We start from the raw sequence: 17,647 nt of genomic DNA, 5'->3' as shown, positions 1-17,647 counted from the left end.
TATGCTCACGTCAAGTGGTCGTGAAGCATGCAAGGAGTGGTAATGGGACGCGCGCAAGTCTCGAACCGGGACCGCAGCGGAATCGCAATGGTTGTCATTCTTGCGATCACGGTGATCGGCATCGCCATCGTTCTGATCCTCGGCCGACCCCGTCATCAGCGTGTCGAGGTCAGCGAGGCGCGCCCGACCCGCACGCCCGAGCCGACCCGCACGCCGTCGCCGATGACCGTGTATGTCACCGGCGCGGTCGTGAACCCCAATCGCAGCTACACCGTCCCGCCCGGAAGTCGGGTGCAAACCGCGATCGATGCGGCCGGCGGCGTGCTCGCCACGGCCGACTTGACCCGCGTCAATCTCGCCGACCTGCTGCGTGACGGCGCACAGGTGCATGTGCCGGTTGTCTCCGCCGCGGGCGGTGCGCTTGCAACCCCGGTCGGTGGTGACATTCTCAACATCAACACGGCGACTGCCGCGGAACTCGACACGCTGCCGGGTATCGGCCCCGTGCTGGCCCAGCGCATCGTGACGTACCGCGGCGAATACGGGACATTTCAGTCGGTCGAGGCGCTGGCGAACGTCAGCGGAATTGGGCCGGCGCTGCTCGAACAGATTCGGCCGCTGATCCGCGCCGAGTGATACAGCGGCAGTGCGCGAAATTTAACCGCGGTAAAGAATCTTTTCCGCGCGGATGAGAATTTGCGTAACTGACGTGAAACTCGGCTTTCAAATCCAACAAAAGTTCCAGAATTCATGCGGGGCATGCACGTATGATTCGAAGAACGTTCGTCAATTTCGGGTTTAGGACGGTTTGACATGACCCATATCATCACCAGCTTGTGTCTTCGTGACGGGGCCTGCACGGAAGTCTGCCCGGTCGAGTGCATCGTGCCCGGCCAGCCGGAAAGCGAGTGGCCGTGGTACTTCATCGACCCGGACACCTGCATCGACTGCGGTGCGTGCGTGCCTGAATGCCCGTTCGAAGCAATCTTCATCGAAGAAGAAGTGCCGAGCGCCTACACCATGGCCGCCAATCAGGAACGCGTGACTATGGCCGGCGAGAAGATCACACATAACGAGGGCGACGTCGTCGACCTGACCGCCGACATCCAGCCCAACTACGACTTCTTCGAGAAGGGTCCGGGCTACGACGCGTTGGGGTAAACCACCGCATCGATCCAATCCGTGTGATAGCAGGGGGCCAGCGCGCCCCCTGTTTTCGTCTCCAGTAACTTCAGCCGGCGTGCCGGCGTCAAGATTAGTGACCACGAAGCGTGTGGTGGCTTTGCCTCCACACCTCATAAGGGGTTTGCACCCCTTGACCCCTTCTCTGCGGATTGATCTCGCACGCGAGGTCAATCCGCGTGATAGGGAGTCCAGAGGGCGAAAGCCTTCTGGCGGGGTCTGGGGCAGCGCCCCAATGCTCATCAGCGTGCGCAGGTCAAACGGTGGCCGGACGCCTGTGCCGGTGCGGCTAGTCTGCGGCCCGTGAACGCTATATACTCATCGTAAGCAATCTGGAGTGTGCAAGTCGTGTCTGACGTGATCAATCTGGAGCAAATTCCGGTCGCTGCCCAGCCTGACGGCGACGGTTGGAAGCCCGACCCGCAGCATCCCCGCCGCCGTCCGCCGTGGATCAAGGTGCGCGCGCCCGGCGGCGACGAGTTCGAGAAGGTGCAGGGGCTGATGCGCTCGAAGTCTTTGCACACTGTGTGCGAAGAAGCACAGTGTCCGAACATCGCCGAGTGTTGGGGGCGCGGCACGGCCACGTTTCTGATGATGGGCGACACGTGTACCCGTTCGTGCGGGTTCTGCGACATCAAGACGGGCCGGCCCAGCCCGCTCGATTGGGCCGAGCCGAACCGCGTGGCCGAGGCTGTGCGATCGATGAACTTGCGCCATGTGGTCATCACCAGCGTGAACCGTGACGAACGCGCCGACGGCGGCGCGCCGATTTTCGCCGTGGTTATCAAGCGCATCCGGCAGGTGCAGCCCGGGTGTTCGATCGAAGTGTTGATTCCCGACTTCAAGGGCAGCGAGGCGGCGCTCAAGATCGTTATGGACGCCCAGCCTGAAATCCTCAATCACAATGTCGAGACCGTGCCGCGGCTGTTCAAGAAGGTTCAGCCGCAGGACAACTACGAATGGGCGCTGACGACCCTGCGCAACGCCAAGAAGATGGACCCGTTGGTGCTGACCAAGAGTGGGATTATGGTGGGGCTGGGCGAGACGTTCGACGAGGTTGTCGAGGTTATGCGCGATCTGGCGTCCGCCGGCGTCGACATCCTGACGATCGGCCAATACCTTCAGCCGAGCAAGCAGCACCTTCCCGTCGAAGCGTTCTACGACCTGAACCAGTTCGCCAAGTTCTCGGAGATCGGCCGCGAATTGGGCTTCAAGTGGGTCGAGAGCGGCCCGCTGGTGCGCAGCAGCTACCGCGCCGATCAGCAGGTGCGCGAACTGTCCAAGCTCAACTTCATTCACATGCGCAGCGACGCCGCGGTCGCAGAACCCGCCGCGCAGTAGTCCCGTCCGACTCGGTAGCCCGGGGTATTTGGAGACCCGCTCACATGATGAAAGAACCGAGGCCCGACCGTCCGTCGATCTGTGACTACGAAGGATCGAACTACCGCACCGAGTTCTGGGAGAATCAGGGGCGGAACTACGAGGATCGGGTCGAACGGACCGTGCTGAGGCGGTTGATGCCAGAGCGTGGCAAACGCTTGTTGGAGATTGGCGCGGGATTTGGTCGCCTGACAAGGGAGTACCTGAAAGCCTACGATCAGGTCGTCCTGCTGGACTACTCGTTTTCGCAGCTCGAATATGCCCGCGATCAACTCGGCGCCGACAGCAAGTTCATCTATGTCGCGGCGGACGCCTACGCCCTGCCGTTCAAGCCGGCGCAGTTCGACGGCGTGAGCATGATCCGCACGATTCATCACATGGCGAACGTGCAGCTCGCTTTGCAGCAAGTCGCCCGGGTGACGACCGATGGCGGCGTATTCATGCTCGAACACGCCAACAAACAGAACTTCAAGGCCATGACGCGCTACGCGCTCAAGCGCCAGTCGTGGAGCCCGTACACGCGCGAGCCGTACGAATTCGTCGAGCTCAACTTCGTGTTCCACCCGCAGTACATGGTGGACGCGCTCGAGCAGCACGGGTTCGCTATCGACCGCCGAGTCCCGATTTCGTGGTTCCGTCTCGGCGCGCTTAAGCGTGTCATCCCGACTGGCGCGCTGGTCGCACTGGACAATCTGCTGCAATACACCGGCCTGCTGCTCACGCCGAGCATCTTCGTGCGGTCGAGCAAACTGCCGAGCGGCGGCCCCACGGCGCAGTCAATCGATGTATCAGCCGACCCAATCAGCTTGTTTGTGTGCCCGGAAAGCGGCGGCCCGCTCACCCGCGAAGGCGACGTGCTGTACAGCCCGAAATCCGGCCTTCGCTGGGCGATCCGCGACGGCATCTTCGACTTCAAGGTGCCGCTGAACGAGACATAGGCGACCCGCAATCCGATTCAAAACGGCCCGCACACCGCGGGCCGTTTATGTTCCAATGACGGAAAGCCGCTACTCGTCCGTGTCGGCCAAGTGACTCTCGACCATGTCGATAGCGTGCAGCGCGTCCTCTTCGCCGGCGGCGACGGCATAAAGCCCCGGCAGGTACAGATCCATCGTCGTGACGTTGTCGTAGACGATGAACTTTAGCGACTGGGACGTCGGGTCGCCATCCGGCACCGTAAGCGCAGTGCGGTAGCGCAGGTCGCCGTCCGAGAGGTCAAGCTCGAATGCGCCGTTCAGCATGCCGTAATTGGCGCGTGTGATGAACTCCATGATCTCGCCGTAGCGTTCCACCGGGATCTCGATTGGGCACACGGAATAGAAGATGACCGAGCGCCGTTCTTCTAGTGCGTGGGCGATGCACGTCCATACGCCGTTCTCGCCCTTGAACAGCATGTGAAGGCTGTTCGACTCCTCGATACGCTTGACCGGCCAACCGTCGTCGACCAGAAACTGCGTCGCCGTCTCAAAGATACTTCTCACGTGAATTTCCTTTCGGTCCGTGGCCTAGTACATCCACGGCTCTTTGTCCTTGTCCTCTTCCGGCTTGTCGTAGATGCCGTACTTCTGCTTGAGCTCCATTTCAAGCGTCATGATCTCCATGAGCTTGGTCGCGAGCTCGACTTGCAGCCCCGGGTTGTCGCTGAAGATCTCGTTGGTGCCGATGATCTGCTTGGCGCGCTCGAATTGCGTGTCGACATCCGAATCCTTGCTCAGGATACGGTTGATCACCCAGTTGCCCTTGCGCGTCTCGCCGCCGTACTGCACGGCATCCTTGACGACCTTGACGAACTTGTACTTGAGGACCGCCAGCTTCATGTTGTAGTTGTACTGTTTGCCAATGGCGCTGCCGATCTTGCCCGGTGCGCCCTTGATGGCGCCGGGGATCTTCTTGATGCCGCCGCCGACCTTCTTGCCGACACCCTTGAGTTCGTCCTTGATCGTCTCGAGCTTGCCCTTCTTGACTTCAGGCTCCTCGTAGTCGGTCGGGTTGTCCCAGTCCTCTTCCGGCTGCTGCGGCATATCCTGCGGGAACGGCTGACTGCCGAGGTGTTGAATCTCGGGGAAGTACTGCTCTTTCGGCGCTTCCTTCTCCTCGGTGAGCTTGGCGAGCGCCTTGGAGACCTTGTCCAACCCTGACTTGATCGTCATGCCGATGGTCTTCGGCTTGTCCTTCTCTTTCCAGTCGTGCATGATCAGGTCGCGGGCCTGCACGAACAACACCTTGCCGTCGCGGATGTCTTGCAGCATCTTCTCGTTGATGCCGTGCTGTTTGACCGCCTTGACCGAGACCGGATCGCCGTCCAGCGCGCGCTTGAGCAGGGCGGTGCTGGCGTATTTGCCGCTGCGCTCGAAGACTTCCGTCTCCGACCCGCGCATGCCAAGCCGCGCCTTGTAGCGCGATTCAAGCTCCTTGCCGGTGTTGTAGCTGTCGTGCAGCTTCTCGCCGACCTTCTTGAGTTTGCGGATGCTGCCCACGATCATCTTGACCGGGAGGCCGGCTGACGCCGCGACGCCGGTCATAATCAGGATGTCGCCGATCAACGCAAGGCCGGACACCACGCCATCGCCGATCGCGCGCTTCATCAGCGTCGCGCTGCGGTCTTCGCCGTGCTTGAGCGCGCCGGTCATAGCGATCTGCTGCTCGTCGCCGCTCCCCTTGGCTTCCTTGCCGAGATCCTTGTAGCCCGAGCTGAGCTTGCCCTGAATGCCCGCGTCGATGCCAGCCTTCACCATCATAGCGGTGTTGGTGATGATGCCGACGATCGGCACGCCGAGGTCGGTGAGCGCCGTGGTCGTTCCAAGCGCCTCTTCGGCTTCTGTCAACTGGAACTGCTCGACAACCTTGAGCGTGCTGCGGGTGACTTTCGCCACGCCCTTAAAGATTTTGAAGATGTTGTCCTTGAGCTTCTTCTGGCCCAGCTTCTTCTGCGCGCTGTTGCCATCCGTGATCAGCATGACCGAAGCGACGGTATCGGTGATCTCCGCTGCGAGCGCCGGTACGGACGGGATCGCCTTGACCAGACCTTCGTCGTCCTGTGTGCCGCCGCTAATAGTGGTGACCAGCTTCGAGACCGGTTTGCCGCCCATCTTCGTGACCTTGGAAACGGTTTTCAGGATGTCGGTCACGTCATCGACATCTTTAGTGATCTTGTCGGTTTCCTGCGGGCCTTTTTCCTTTTCGGTGCTGCCCCGGTTGCCGCCAATGGTGAGGCCGCCGCGGTCGGTCTGCGGCGTTACGGTACCGCGTGTCCATCCGCCGCCGCGGTTACCGCCCAGCGTCATGCCGCCGCGATTGGTCTGCGGGGTGCCGGTCTGCCAACCGCCACCTCCACCGCCGCCAGTGTTCTGCGGCTGAGGCGGCTGTGGCCCGCGCGACCCGAGGCTGATCCCACCGCTGCGCTGGCGCGTGCCGGTCGGCACAGTTGGCACCGTCCATCCGCCGCCGGTGTTGACCTGCGGCGGGGTGGGCTGCGTCGAGGGAAGGCGCTTCTTGCCCTCGTTGGCCTCTTCCTTCATTTCGTCGGTGATCTTCTCGCCGCGCCGTGCCCGGCGTCCCAGTTCGATCTTGTTCTGGAAGATGTTCTCTTGCTTCTCTTCCTTCTTCTCTTTCTTCTGCTGGTCCATCCACATTTCGTCAAGGGATTCCTGTGTGAACGCCTTGTTGGTGTCGCTCAGGAGCTGGCCCTCGGCGGTGTTGCGCATGGGGATCAACGACGGGTCGACGTTGGCGTAGGCTTTCTGGCGCGCCGTCAATTCGACACGGCGGAAGTCGATCGGGTGCATGAGCTCGAACAGATCGAGTACCGCTTGCATGATGAGAGGATCGGTCGAGGTCGGGTCCATCCCGTCGCTCTGCGCCGCCTGTTTCACGTCGTCCGGCAAATTGGCGAGGATTTCCTTCTGCATGTCCTCGACAGCCTGACGCTGAATCTCGCCGTAGACCCTCATCTGGTCGGACAGCTTCTGCTGAAGCTCCATCCGCTTCTGCTCGATTTCTTGCAGCGACTCGTAGTATTTCTTGCGGTCCTCGCCCTTCGACTGGCGGTAAGCTGTCGTGAGCGAGTCCTTCATCCGCCCGATCTCGTGGATCTGAAGCTGCAGCGCGCCCATGCCGGCAGGCATATCTTCGAGGTTATCGACGACGCTGTATTCAAACGTAAAGTCGGAACCGAACGCGTACTTTTTGAAGTTCTTGATCTTCGCCTTGAGGCCTTTTTCGTCGTCTTTGTCGCCCGAGCCGTACTTCTTCTTGTATTTCTTCTTGGCCTGGTACATGTCGTACTCGTACATGGCCTTGTCTTTTAGCTGGCCGCCCTTTTCAACGACGGTGTCCTTGAGCTGGCCGCCCTTCTCAACGACCGTATCCTTAACCTGCGATCCGAACTCGCCCATGCGCTCTTTGGCGCCTTCGAGTTTTTCACCGAGCACCGGGCCGATCTTCTGCGCGGTAAGAGCCAACTGCTTGAGGTACGGCCCGATCGCGCCTTGGAGGGGATTGCGCTGGATGGTCTTGCGCAGGACTTGCCCGCTCGCCGGCTGAACGATGTGTGTGGGCTTGGGGCGCGGGGGCAGCAGGCCACCACTGGTACCGAGCTGTTTCATCGTCGCACGGTTGCCGATCATGCGCTGAAGATCGAAGACGTCGGTAACTTGCGTTGGCTGCTGGGGCGAAGGCGTGCTCGCCTGTGCCTGTTTGCGCTGACGACTGGAGGACCGTGTCGCGGTACGAGAGCGAGGCTCGGACATAGATCGAAGCTTTCGATAAATGCGACTGGATAGACTGCGGGGCGCCCAAGGTTTCACCACGCAATTTCAAGTGTAACTCAGACTCGCTCCACAACGCACGAATTGTCGACAACTCTCTACAGGATTCGCTTGCCCAAAGTACGGCAAGCGTAGCGCGGGTGTCGGTTGCCGCCGGTATGCGACGGCTTTACAATGACGCGTATCAGCTGAACCGGATTCGTTCATGAGCAGCAGTGCATCCGCGCGCCGGCGTCCGGCCCGCCGCCCCAACCCGATAACCGCCGCGCTGGTTAACGCGTATCGCCAGTTGTTCGGCCCCAGCGACTGGCTCATGCTGATTATCGCGTGCGGGCTGATTCTGATGCCGATCCTGACGCTGTATCTGGCGGAATTGTCGCTGGAGCAGGGCGTCGTCACGGCGGTTGGGCTATTGGGCATCGCGTTCGGTTTCGTCATGGCGCGCAGCCGCTATAACGAATTCGTCGGGCTGCTGATCATGACGTTGATCGGCAGCGGTATGACGATGATCGTGGCCGGGTTTTCGGTCGACGGCGGCACGAGTGCGGTCGTCCAGCGCGGACTAGAGTGGTTCAACGACGCCGTCACCGGCGGCGTGAATCAGGACGCGCTGGTGTTCACCCTGCTGGTCAGCCTGCTGATGTGGTTCCTTGCCTACAACACGGCGTGGCACATCTTCCGCGTCGACCGGCCGTGGCGCGCGATCCTGCCGCCGGGGCTGGTGATTGTGCTGAACGCCGTGTTCTACGCCGGCGACAACAGCCTCGATACGTACCTGTATATCTTCCTGTTCTGTGCCTTGATCGCGCTGGCGCGGTCGGCGCTCGAACAGCGCGAATGGGAGTGGTTCAACAACGGCGTGCGCGTGCCGCGCCGCCTGCGCCGGCAGTTCTTGACGGTCGGGACGACGTTGGCCGCGCTAATGGTGCTGCTGGCATGGATTCTGCCGGTGAGCGGGCTGGACCAACGGCTCGAGGACTTTCAGGAGTTCTTGCGCTCCGATCCGTTGACGGAGATCAGCGAGATTTGGAACCGGCTGTTCGCGCCGATCAGCTCGGAAGGCCCGACCAGCGCCGACTACTACGGCGGCGACCAGCTCGAACTCAGCGGTGCGATTCAACTTGGCGAGCAGACGATTCTGGCGGTTCAGGCCCCGAACGACCGACGCTACTACTGGCGCTCGCGCGTGTTCGATACCTATGAACTCGGCCAATGGCAAAGCGGCGCGGAGATTCGCCTGACGACACCGTACTCGCCGTTCGTACCGCGGTTCGACTACGGACAGGCGCGTGTACAGGTCACCATGACGTACACGGTCGGCGCGCGCAGCCTGCGTATCGTGCACGCCGCTCCACAGCCTTCACAGATCGATCTTGAGACCCGTACAGACCTGACGTACCTCGACGACAGCGAAACGCCGCAAATGAACGTATCGGCGATCCGGCCGATGAGCGTGCTGCAGCGCGGGGCGACGTACACCGCTTCCAGCCTCGTCAGCATCGCGACGGCGGATCAACTGCGCGCGGCCGGCAGCGATTATCCCGAATGGATCGCGACGCACCCGCAGTACTTGCGCACGACGCCGAACGTAATCAGCGACCGCGCACGCCAGCTCGCCGCACAGATCGTGGCCGAAGCCGGGGCGACCAACAACTACGACAAGGCGAAAGCCATCGAGCGCTGGCTGCGGGCCAACATCGAGTACAACCAGAGCATCCCCGAGCCGCCGATCGGCATCGACCCGGTCGACTGGTTCCTGTTCGAGCTTCAGCAGGGCTACTGCAACTACTATGCGACGGCGATGGTCGTCATGCTGCGCAGTCAGGGCATACCCGCGCGCATGGCCGCCGGGTTCTCGCAAGGGGCATACGACAGCCAACTCGGACAGTACATCGTCAAGGAGAGCGACGCGCACACGTGGGTTGAGGCGTACTTCCCGAATTACGGCTGGATCGAGTTCGAGCCGACCTCGAATCAGGAACCGCTGACGCGCGAAGGCGACGATATCCTCAGCGACACCAGCCTGAGCAACCCGGAGGGCGAGCCTTCTCCGACGCCGACCCCGACACCATCGCCGACGCCGACGGCCACCGCAACCTTCACGCCGCCGCCGGCGACTGAATCGCCGACGCCGACCGTGGCGGGGACGACACTGCCCGAAGACACCGTTGTGCCGCCGACGGCCACGCCGTCCCCCAGCCCGACGCCCACGCCGTCGCCGACCCCGACGGCGCTCATCCTGCCGACTCCGCCGCCGGTCGCGCCTGAACCGCGCAGTGTGCTCGACCTGCTGCTGCCGGCGCTTGGTATCGTGCTGATCATCGTCATGATCGTCCTTATCCTCATTTTCCTGCTGTGGTTGTTATACTGGTGGTGGGAATGGCGCGGTTTGCGCGGGCTGAGCCCGATCAGCCGGGTGTATGCGCGCCTCGAACGCTATCTGGGACTGGTCGGCATCCGCTTTGCGCCGGAACAAACCCCCGACGAGCGCCGCCGCCACACCATGCGACAGCTTCCTGCCGCTGAACGACCGGTGACTGCGATCACGCGCATGTACACCGCCGAACGGTATGGCCGGACGGGACGTGAGCCGTCCGAAACGGAAAACGATCAGGCAGAGACCGCGTGGGGCGATGCACGCCGAACGATTTTGCAGCGGTGGCGTCGTCGCTTCGCCTTCTGGAAGCGAAACGACACATGACCTTTACGGCTTCGATCGTCGCAGCGACATTAGGGGAACGCCCCTACAAGTACTTCGAGTCCGTGCCGAGCACGATGGATGTCGCGCGGGAGTGGCTGCTGGAAGGCGCCTCGAGCGGCTCGATGGTGATTGCCGATCAGCAGACGGCAGGGCGCGGACGCATGGGCCGGATCTGGGTCGCGCCTGACCGGTGTGCGCTGGCGATGTCGGTCGTCATGCGCGTCAAGGTGCATTGGCTCAGCCAAGTCGCCATGCTGGGCGGGCTTGTCGTCGCTGACGCGCTGGGGAAAATCGGCGTAAGTGACGTGCGCCTCAAGTGGCCCAATGACGTGCTGATCGGCACGCGCAAAGTGGCGGGCATCTTGGCCGAGTCCGAATGGGACGGCTCGAACCTGCGCGGCGCGATTCTCGGCATCGGCGTGAACTTCGCCGGCGATTTCGCCACTTCGGAACTGAACGCACAGGCCGTCAGTATTGCCGCGGTGCTGGGCCGCGAGCCTGATCCGTCCGACTTCTTCACGCGTCTCATCGCCGCATATGACGACCGGGTGAGCCAGCTTGGTACGCCGCAGCTCTTCGAGACGTGGCGCTCCAAGCTGTGGACGATCGGTCAGAGAGTACGGGTGGAGAGCAGTCCGCCGGTCGACGGGATCGCCGAGGATGTCTCGCCGCTTGGCGCGCTGATGGTACGGTCGATCGACGGACGCCTGCATACCGTCATGGCCGCCGACGTCAAGGTATGGCCTGTCGAAGGCGCGACGTGATTCGACGGCTGGCGGCGATCGTTTGTGTCGCCATCGGCTCAAGCGTTGTGCTGGCCCTCGCCAGCGCGGCCGGACGACTGTTCACGTCCGACTCCCAAGTCATTGCGTTTAGCAGCGGCTACGACCTGTGGCTGACCGACTTGTCGCGCGGAATCACACGAGCATTAACGCGCGATGGCGGGCGCGCGCTCGATGACGCGCCGGCGTGGTCGCCCGACGGCAGCAGGCTCGCGTTCACGACCGTCCGCAGCAACCCCTACAATCCCAACCTGCCCAACGGCGAAATTGCCGTCATGGATATCGACGGCGACAACCTGCGTCTGCTCACGCGTTCGCGTGCTTGGGACGACGATCCGGCATGGTCGCCGGATGGCCGGACTATCGCTTTCCGCTCCAATCAGGACGTCGAAAGCGGTACCGGCGTGTTCCTGATCGATCTGGACGATCCGGCGCTGGCGAGTCGCAAGCTCATCGAAGATCCGCGCCGAAGCGACCTGATGCCGACGTGGTCGCCGGATGGCGAACGCATCGTGATGCACTATCAGGTGGACGGGACGGTGCGCATTGTTTCAGTCGATCACATCGACGGCGGGGTGAGTGTGTCGCTGGCGCGCACCGGCTATGATCCGCGCCTATCGCCCGATGGCAGGCTGCTGGCGGTGTGGATGCCGGCACCGGAAGGTTACGTGATGTCGGTGGGACCCGTTGGACAAGCGCTGGAGGCAATGACGCGGATCTTCATTAACCCGGCGCCGTACACGTGGTCGGCCGACAGCACGATGATCGCAATCGCCGCCAGCGAGCGGGGTCAGGCGATGATCCTGCTGCTGGATGTCGACCGGCGCGAGAGCCGAATTGCGCTGTTCGCCCCGGATCGTGTGTCCGGGATCGCGTGGCGGCCCTGACTGGAAAGTGGAAAGTGCTGAGTGATGAGGGTGTACGGCAAGCATCACCTGTGCACGTTGCCGTGTCTATGTGTGGGCAGCGGCACCCCTATCCTACCGCAAGCCTACCATCTCGTTCGCGTGTCTCAGCGATGTCGTAGGGGCGCGATGTATCGCGCCCGGGCAGGGTTTGGGGCAGTGCCCCAACAGCTTTAGCGCTGTACGAACACGAGGCGCGCGGTGGCGTCGCCGGTACCCCACACTGAGGCGGTCGCCAGCGTACCATCGGCGGTCGTGACGACGGCCAAGCCTGATCCGCCGCCGGATGGGTACAGCCCGGCGAAGCCGTCCGGCGTGGCGCGCACGTCTTGGAGCGCGCCGGAAATCTCGCCGATCAGCGTGCCGCCGCGGTCGTATACCTTGAACACGTCGGTGCCCGCCTCGGGGTCGAAGCCTTCGAGGAGAAGCTGGCTGCCCCCGGCGATCCACCACACCTGACGGATGTCGAGTTGGCCGTCGTGCAGCATGCCGACGCGGCCATTGCGCACGAGGTCCACCCCGTTGTAGGCCAGATTCGGCCCGTTCGGGTCGCCGGCGGTGGGCAGGTCGGAGTTGTATACGGGTACGGCAATTTCGCTGCTGGACGGCAGCACGTCGGAGAATGCCGAGGAGGCGCCGACGTTGGTGACGTTCTGGCCCGGCGCCCACAGATAGGCCGTGTACTCGCGCACGTAATTGGTGCCGAGCGGCAGGATAAAGAAGCGCACGGCGGTCCCGCGCACGACCTCTACGACCGGCAGGCCGTTCTCGATGCCGGCCTGATCGTTGGTCAGCGGCGCATCGCCCGCGATCGACTCGCTGGCGAGGTTGACCACCACCAGCTCCCACGCGCCGCCGCGCACGAGGCCGAAGGCGAAGGTTTGCGCGGCTTCGTCAAACGACGCGCTGCGGCCGGTGCGTTCGAAGTCGAGCGCGCCGTCGCTGACGCCGGTCAAATCGTACGTAAAGCGAATCGCCGCAACCTGCGTGTCATAGACGACCAACTGGCGGTTGTTGGTGCCGGTCAGGTTGTCGATGGCGGTGTAGGCGACGAAGCGCCCGCCGCTGGACACAATGGCGGCCGGGCCGTAGGCGTTGAAAGCCGGGCTGAGCGGCAGGCGGTAGGCGTCGATGATCGCGCCGTTGGCGGTGTTTACCCGCACGATTGCCCCGTCGCTCGCGGTATAAATCCATGCGACGGCGCTGCCCTGTGCGTGCGCCGTGCCGATCACAAGGGCCAGTATCAGCCCCAGAAGCATTCGCTTGATCACGTCCCCGAGACTCCTTACATGGAACGTTTCCTTGACCGTATCATAAAACACTCCACGCCTCATACTAGGGGTGAGGTGCTGACGATTGGCCTACGATTCAATTGGTGTCGGGCGCGTGGTACACTGCTGCCGGTCGATAGCCGGAGATCCCACGGACGTATGCCGCGCACGATTGCTGCCGCCCTGCTGCTCACCCTGATCGCCCTGACACCCGCCGCGCAAGGCAACCTTCCGCCCGCCACCCCGGCCGACGGACAGAACCCGTTCGGCATTGTCGAAGCGATGTGGTTCCCGGATGTCGCATGCGACCTCGGCGTAGGGTGGGAGCGGATCATCTTCGACTGGGGGCAGCACCAGCCGAATGGCCCGGACGACTGGTACACGCTGAACGTGGATGACCGCTGGCTGCGCGCCGCGTCCGACTGCAACCGCGAGGTCGTGGCGGTGATCAAGCACGTGCCGGCGTGGGCCACCGACGGTCAGCCGGGGATCGGTGTGCCGCGCGGCCTCGACTTGCCGCCGGACGACCCCGGCAACGTATGGGCGGCGTTCATGCGCAAGGCCGCAGAATACTACGCTCCGCGCGGCGTGCACCGCTTCGTCATCCTCAACGAGCCTGACATCGACCGCGAAACCTACGGCTTCGAGTTCGACGGCGAGGTCGAGGACTACTTCAACATCCTCAAGACGGCGTATCTGGCGGCGCGGCAGGGCAATCCGGCGGCGCGCGTGCATCTGGCCGGCACGACCTATTGGCACGATGTGAACTTCGGCCGGCGGCTGTACCTCGATCGGCTGTTCGAGCGCATCATGGCCGACCCGGACGCGGCCGCCAACGGCTACTACTTCGACGCGCTTAGCCTGCACATCTACTTCCGCAGCGAGAGCATCCCGTTCGTGGTCGGCAAGATGCAGGAGCTGCTCGACCGCTACGGCCTCAGCGACAAGCCGATCTGGATCAACGAGTACAACACGTCGCCCAACCTCGATCCGGCGTGGCTGGTGACGCGCCCGCAGTTTCAGGTGAACCTCCAGCAGCAGCAGGCGTTCCTCGTGCAGGCGACATCGCTGGCGCTGGCAAGCGGGGTGCAGCGCATGTCGGTGTACAAGCTGTGGGATCAGAACGCCGAGGCTGGGATCGAGACGTTCGGCCTGCTGACGCCGGGGCGCGACGATCATCCGCCGCGGCCGGCGTACCACACCTACCGCGCGTTGATCGACGTGCTGCAAGGAATCGAGCGCACGGCATGGGCGACCACGCCGGAGGTCTACGCGGTGCGGCTCGAACGTGGCGGCGGGCAGGTGCTGATCGCGTGGGCGCGCACGGCCTCGGCCGCTTCGGTGACGGTCGACGGACCGGACGGCAAGGCGTACGTGATGGACCTCGAAGGGGATTTGCGCGTGGCCGCGCCGGACGGTGAGCATGCGCTGCCCGGGGCGACCTGCGACGAGCGCGACGGATGTGCCGTCGGCGGCCCCCCGCTGATCGTGCTGCTGCCGCCGGGGGACGTGACGCTCACCGTGGGCGGGCGCGCGCTGGCGTGGCAGGCCGGCAGGCCGGAGTCGTCGCTGACCGTCGCACAGCCGTAGCAGGTGCGTCGAATATCCGTCACCGGCGCGTTCGGGATGCGTAGCTCCTATTCGCGTTAGACTGCCCGTAGATCGCGTTTTGGCGATGCGGAGGCGGACATGCGGCGCGGATGGACGGTGCTCTCGGCGGTAACGGTCGTGATGCTGGCGCTGGCGTGGACGTCACCGGCGGCGGCGTGCAGCGGGGGTCCGACGCGATTCGTTCTGAGTACGGATCTCGCGCGTGACGACATCGATCTGATCGTTCATGGCAAAGTCCTCGAGGTTGACGACTCGGCGTTGAACGCCGTCATCAAGGTCAGACGCGGCCTCAATAGAGTCGCGCCTCCTGCCATGCTGCTGGCCGTGCAAAATACGCCGGAAGGCATCGTATATAACCGGGATTACCGGTCGAGCTACTCCTGTGGACCGGAGCCGGTTCCTTTCACGGTCGGCAGCGACGTCGTACTGCTGCTGCGCCACGGGTTCGATGGAACGTATATCGTCATAACGCACCAGTATTTCACATTCGGCGCGTTCCCAAACCGGGACTCCCGGATTACCCTCAATGCGTCGCTGACGCCCGATGGTCCGGTCCAGAACCTTTCGCTCGGGCGCGAGGAGTTGATCGACCTGTTCCTATCTGCCGAGGGCATGGGACTGGGCGATCCGTACGACGTCTCTCAACCCCGGCTCAACGCCCTGCTTATCGCGACCGATCAAGGTTCGGTGTACATCCTGCCGGTCGACTCGGCACGGCCGCAGCGGATCGTAAATCGATCCCAATGGTTGAGCGCGTTTCGTTATGCAACATGTGATGGATGTTGGTTCACGGCAGCAGCACAGGGGAATCTGGTCCGTGTCGACGATATCCCGCATATCAACGTGATGAGGTCGGACATTCCAGCGCAGTACTCTTTGCTTTCGCCCGGGAATGAAGCATCTGCCCGCTGGTTGAACGAAAATGGCATAACCCGAATCGAGGTGCGCCCCCAATATCCGTTTACCCCGAATCCTGAAGCGCTTCCGAACCGCTGGTCCATCGAGGTACGGATCGACGACGTGGCGGGTCGCTTCAATCTTGGCGCATGGTCGCCCGACGGACGGGTTCTTGCGTATGTCGACGATGTCGGCGTGTGGTTGTGGGACGTGTATACGGACTCCGACGCCACGACGCGCCTTGAAGTTGAAGCCGACGAGGTTCTGCAGTTCTCGCGCACGGGCCGGTTTCTGCGCCTTGAACGAAACGGCGAGCGATTTTGGCTTGACCTCGTCACGGAGCAGCGGCTCGCTGACGGGGCATTCAACCCGGATGACCGGCGGTTTCTGCCGTATCACAGGCCGATGACCGTCTCGTATGTGCTGCAGGGGGAGGACAACGTCATCACCAATGGGCGCGCTGTCGTTCATGAGGCCGTCTGGATCGATGATCGGCACGTCGCCGCGCTCATGTGCATTGAAGGCGAACGGGAGACGTGCGCGGTTGTGGACTGGACCGAGCCGACTCCGCTTGAACGGCATAGTTCAGCCTACCGGCCAGTCCCATACGAAGGCTATGCGTTCGACGTCAGCGCAGATACGGGGAGTCTGGCCGTGGTCGGGCATGATCAGTCGCTGTCGGTGCGCGATGGACCGTCAGGCAAACACGCGTGGTTCAATTTTCGACATCATCTCGACGGTGACATCGTTGCGGTCGAGTGGATGCCGGCAGTGATGTACTATGCCGAATACGAAGGCGCGATGCCGGTCCGGCGCTAGCGCGTCCGATACAACCTGCGCCGGACCACCTGCCGCAGGACGATGACTGCCATCAACAACGCGGCGAGACTGGAGAAAACGACCAATGTCATGCGAACGGTAAGCCAGACCGGGCTGTTGCTGAACCCGGTGACCGCATAGGGTCGCGCAGATCGCCCCGGTTGAGCAGACGACGTATAGACGAATTCATGGTGCATTCGCAGCACGTCGCGCTCGTCGGCAGCGTCCCGACCGACCTGCGGTCGCATGACATTCGTGGCGGTCAGAATCGCGCCATCCAGCGGGGTGAGGCCAAGCAGCATTACGGCCTCTGCGCCAGCCATGACGACCCGTTCAAGCGCGATTCCGCGGCATGGCTGCGAATACCACGAGTAACTTTGCCTGAAGATTTCTTCCGCAACGGACTGTTTGTCGAGGCAGATCATACTCGGGGCAGTAATCCATTGGTAAGGCAGCCACGGGGCGAATGCGAGCTGCAGCGCGACGACCACCCCGACCCCGGCGATGGCGATCCGAATCAACCCGGCGGCCCCGGCAAGGTGGCGCTGAAGCCAGCGCGGGCCGGTGCAAAGCAGCAGACCGAGCATCATTACGAACCGGGCCTCGGCCAGTGTTAGGGCGGCGATTAGCGCAACCGCCAGAGCCTTCTGCCATACCGCGGCATCCAGAAACACAACCGACGGTGGGTATGGCGGATAAGTGTAAACGTTTTGGCCGTAATAATTGACCGTTCGCAGCAGAGCGTTGAGGCCGTCGCCGATCACCGGTACATTGTGGACGTATAAGAAGAACAGGTACAGGTAGTGGGCGAGCGCCAATGCCAGCGCGAAGCGAGCAAAGATCAGCGCGGCGACGACCGTCCAGCGCCCGCTGTGCCATAGGCCGCGCCATACGTCGCGCTCGGCGCGGCCGATACGGAACATGGACAGGCGCAGCAGATCGGGCTGGCCGCGCATTTGCGGGAGTCTACTGCGCCTTACCGCACCCAGTACCTCGACGTGTGCGGCAAGCGTGACGAGCAGCGTCCCGAACGCGACAACCGCAAGCTGCTCGGGCGTGTCGGTGTACTGCGCCAGCGGTACAGCCAGCAGACCGGCGGCGGCAAGATACAGCCACGGGCGGATCGGGAATCGAACGGCGGGCATGGCGCGCGGCTCCAAGCAACCGGATGCCGCGACTGTAGCGCGGGGACACGACACGGCGCAGCAGCGCGCGTCCGCCGCCGAATCAACGCCGGGCCGATGGATAGGCTACGACACGACAACGTGCGTGTGAATCAGGGGGCGTTGCGGCCACGGCATGCCGGAGTCGTCGCTGACCGTCGCACAGCCGT

13 protein-coding genes are annotated in these 17,647 nt (G+C 63.0%); 9 read left to right on the top strand and 4 right to left on the bottom strand.

Going from position 1 to position 17,647, the window contains the following annotated elements; translation table 11 throughout:
- Positions 1 to 42: 42 nt before the first annotated feature.
- The 4 genes from IPM16_17100 to IPM16_17085 all read left to right on the top strand — a co-directional run bounded on the left by IPM16_17100 (position 43) and on the right by IPM16_17085 (position 3,500).
- Positions 43 to 636 carry a ComEA family DNA-binding protein gene (locus IPM16_17100; GenBank protein MBK9124819.1) on the top strand — a complete coding sequence of 198 codons (594 nt, stop codon included), beginning with the start codon at positions 43 to 45 and terminating at the stop codon, positions 634 to 636.
- Positions 637 to 813: 177 nt separating this feature from the next.
- Positions 814 to 1,161, top strand: coding sequence for a ferredoxin family protein (locus IPM16_17095; protein MBK9124818.1), 348 nt, complete (start codon positions 814 to 816; stop codon positions 1,159 to 1,161).
- 381 nt (positions 1,162 to 1,542) lie between these two features.
- Complete coding sequence (lipA, locus tag IPM16_17090) at positions 1,543 to 2,523, top strand: lipoyl synthase (protein ID MBK9124817.1); 981 nt, start codon at positions 1,543 to 1,545, stop codon at positions 2,521 to 2,523.
- 44 nt (positions 2,524 to 2,567) lie between these two features.
- A complete protein-coding gene (locus IPM16_17085) occupies positions 2,568 to 3,500 on the top strand; it encodes a methyltransferase domain-containing protein (GenBank protein ID MBK9124816.1) in 933 nt (310 codons plus the stop codon).
- Positions 3,501 to 3,569: 69 nt separating this feature from the next.
- Here the strand turns inward: IPM16_17085 and IPM16_17080 are convergent, their stop codons facing one another.
- Positions 3,570 to 4,043 carry a YbjN domain-containing protein gene (locus IPM16_17080; protein MBK9124815.1) on the bottom strand — a complete coding sequence of 158 codons (474 nt, stop codon included), beginning with the start codon at positions 4,041 to 4,043 and terminating at the stop codon, positions 3,570 to 3,572.
- 24 nt (positions 4,044 to 4,067) lie between these two features.
- Entirely contained in the window at positions 4,068 to 7,310 is a 3,243-nt protein-coding gene (locus tag IPM16_17075) for a hypothetical protein (protein MBK9124814.1), read from the bottom strand.
- Positions 7,311 to 7,533: 223 nt separating this feature from the next.
- Here IPM16_17075 and IPM16_17070 point away from each other — a divergent pair, with 223 nt between their 5' ends.
- The 3 genes from IPM16_17070 to IPM16_17060 are packed head-to-tail and all read left to right on the top strand — an operon-like array spanning position 7,534 to position 11,698.
- Positions 7,534 to 10,029: a transglutaminase domain-containing protein gene (locus IPM16_17070; GenBank protein ID MBK9124813.1), complete on the top strand. Its 2,496-nt coding sequence runs from the start codon at positions 7,534 to 7,536 to the stop codon at positions 10,027 to 10,029.
- Complete coding sequence (locus IPM16_17065; GenBank protein MBK9124812.1) at positions 10,026 to 10,793, top strand: biotin--[acetyl-CoA-carboxylase] ligase; 768 nt, start codon at positions 10,026 to 10,028, stop codon at positions 10,791 to 10,793. Before IPM16_17070 ends, IPM16_17065 begins: the two co-directional genes overlap by 4 nt.
- A complete protein-coding gene (locus IPM16_17060) occupies positions 10,790 to 11,698 on the top strand; it encodes a PD40 domain-containing protein (protein MBK9124811.1) in 909 nt (302 codons plus the stop codon). Before IPM16_17065 ends, IPM16_17060 begins: the two co-directional genes overlap by 4 nt.
- Before the next feature lie 191 nt (positions 11,699 to 11,889).
- On the opposite strand, the gene IPM16_17055 is transcribed toward IPM16_17060, so the two are convergent.
- Positions 11,890 to 12,987: a hypothetical protein gene (locus IPM16_17055; protein MBK9124810.1), complete on the bottom strand. Its 1,098-nt coding sequence runs from the start codon at positions 12,985 to 12,987 to the stop codon at positions 11,890 to 11,892.
- A gap of 159 nt (positions 12,988 to 13,146) precedes the next feature.
- Here IPM16_17055 and IPM16_17050 point away from each other — a divergent pair, with 159 nt between their 5' ends.
- Positions 13,147 to 14,577: a hypothetical protein gene (locus IPM16_17050; protein MBK9124809.1), complete on the top strand. Its 1,431-nt coding sequence runs from the start codon at positions 13,147 to 13,149 to the stop codon at positions 14,575 to 14,577.
- Positions 14,578 to 14,676: 99 nt separating this feature from the next.
- Positions 14,677 to 16,314, top strand: a complete 1,638-nt coding sequence (locus tag IPM16_17045; protein ID MBK9124808.1) for a hypothetical protein — start codon at positions 14,677 to 14,679, stop codon at positions 16,312 to 16,314.
- Here IPM16_17045 and IPM16_17040 read toward each other — a convergent pair.
- Positions 16,311 to 17,459 (bottom strand): hypothetical protein, encoded by a 1,149-nt coding sequence (locus tag IPM16_17040; protein MBK9124807.1) that lies wholly within the window; start codon positions 17,457 to 17,459, stop codon positions 16,311 to 16,313. The two genes, IPM16_17045 and IPM16_17040, sit on opposite strands and share 4 nt — an antisense overlap.
- Positions 17,460 to 17,647 lie beyond the last annotated feature (188 nt).

Origin of the sequence: Candidatus Flexicrinis affinis, assembly GCA_016716525.1 — a bacterium.
Taxonomy (GTDB): domain Bacteria; phylum Chloroflexota; class Anaerolineae; order Aggregatilineales; family Phototrophicaceae; genus Flexicrinis; species Flexicrinis affinis.
Note: the sequence above shows the minus strand (reverse complement) of the source record. Positions and strands in the feature narration are given on the sequence as shown.

Coding starts and splice junctions, on each gene's coding strand:
- IPM16_17085 (MBK9124816.1), top strand. CDS start 2,568: ATGATGAAAGAACCGAGGCCCGACCGTCCGTCGATCTGTGACTACGAA.
- IPM16_17100 (MBK9124819.1), top strand. CDS start 43: ATGGGACGCGCGCAAGTCTCGAACCGGGACCGCAGCGGAATCGCAATG.
- IPM16_17045 (MBK9124808.1), top strand. CDS start 14,677: ATGCGGCGCGGATGGACGGTGCTCTCGGCGGTAACGGTCGTGATGCTG.
- IPM16_17050 (MBK9124809.1), top strand. CDS start 13,147: ATGCCGCGCACGATTGCTGCCGCCCTGCTGCTCACCCTGATCGCCCTG.
- IPM16_17040 (MBK9124807.1), bottom strand. CDS start 17,459: ATGCCCGCCGTTCGATTCCCGATCCGCCCGTGGCTGTATCTTGCCGCC.
- IPM16_17075 (MBK9124814.1), bottom strand. CDS start 7,310: ATGTCCGAGCCTCGCTCTCGTACCGCGACACGGTCCTCCAGTCGTCAG.
- IPM16_17070 (MBK9124813.1), top strand. CDS start 7,534: ATGAGCAGCAGTGCATCCGCGCGCCGGCGTCCGGCCCGCCGCCCCAAC.
- IPM16_17095 (MBK9124818.1), top strand. CDS start 814: ATGACCCATATCATCACCAGCTTGTGTCTTCGTGACGGGGCCTGCACG.
- IPM16_17065 (MBK9124812.1), top strand. CDS start 10,026: ATGACCTTTACGGCTTCGATCGTCGCAGCGACATTAGGGGAACGCCCC.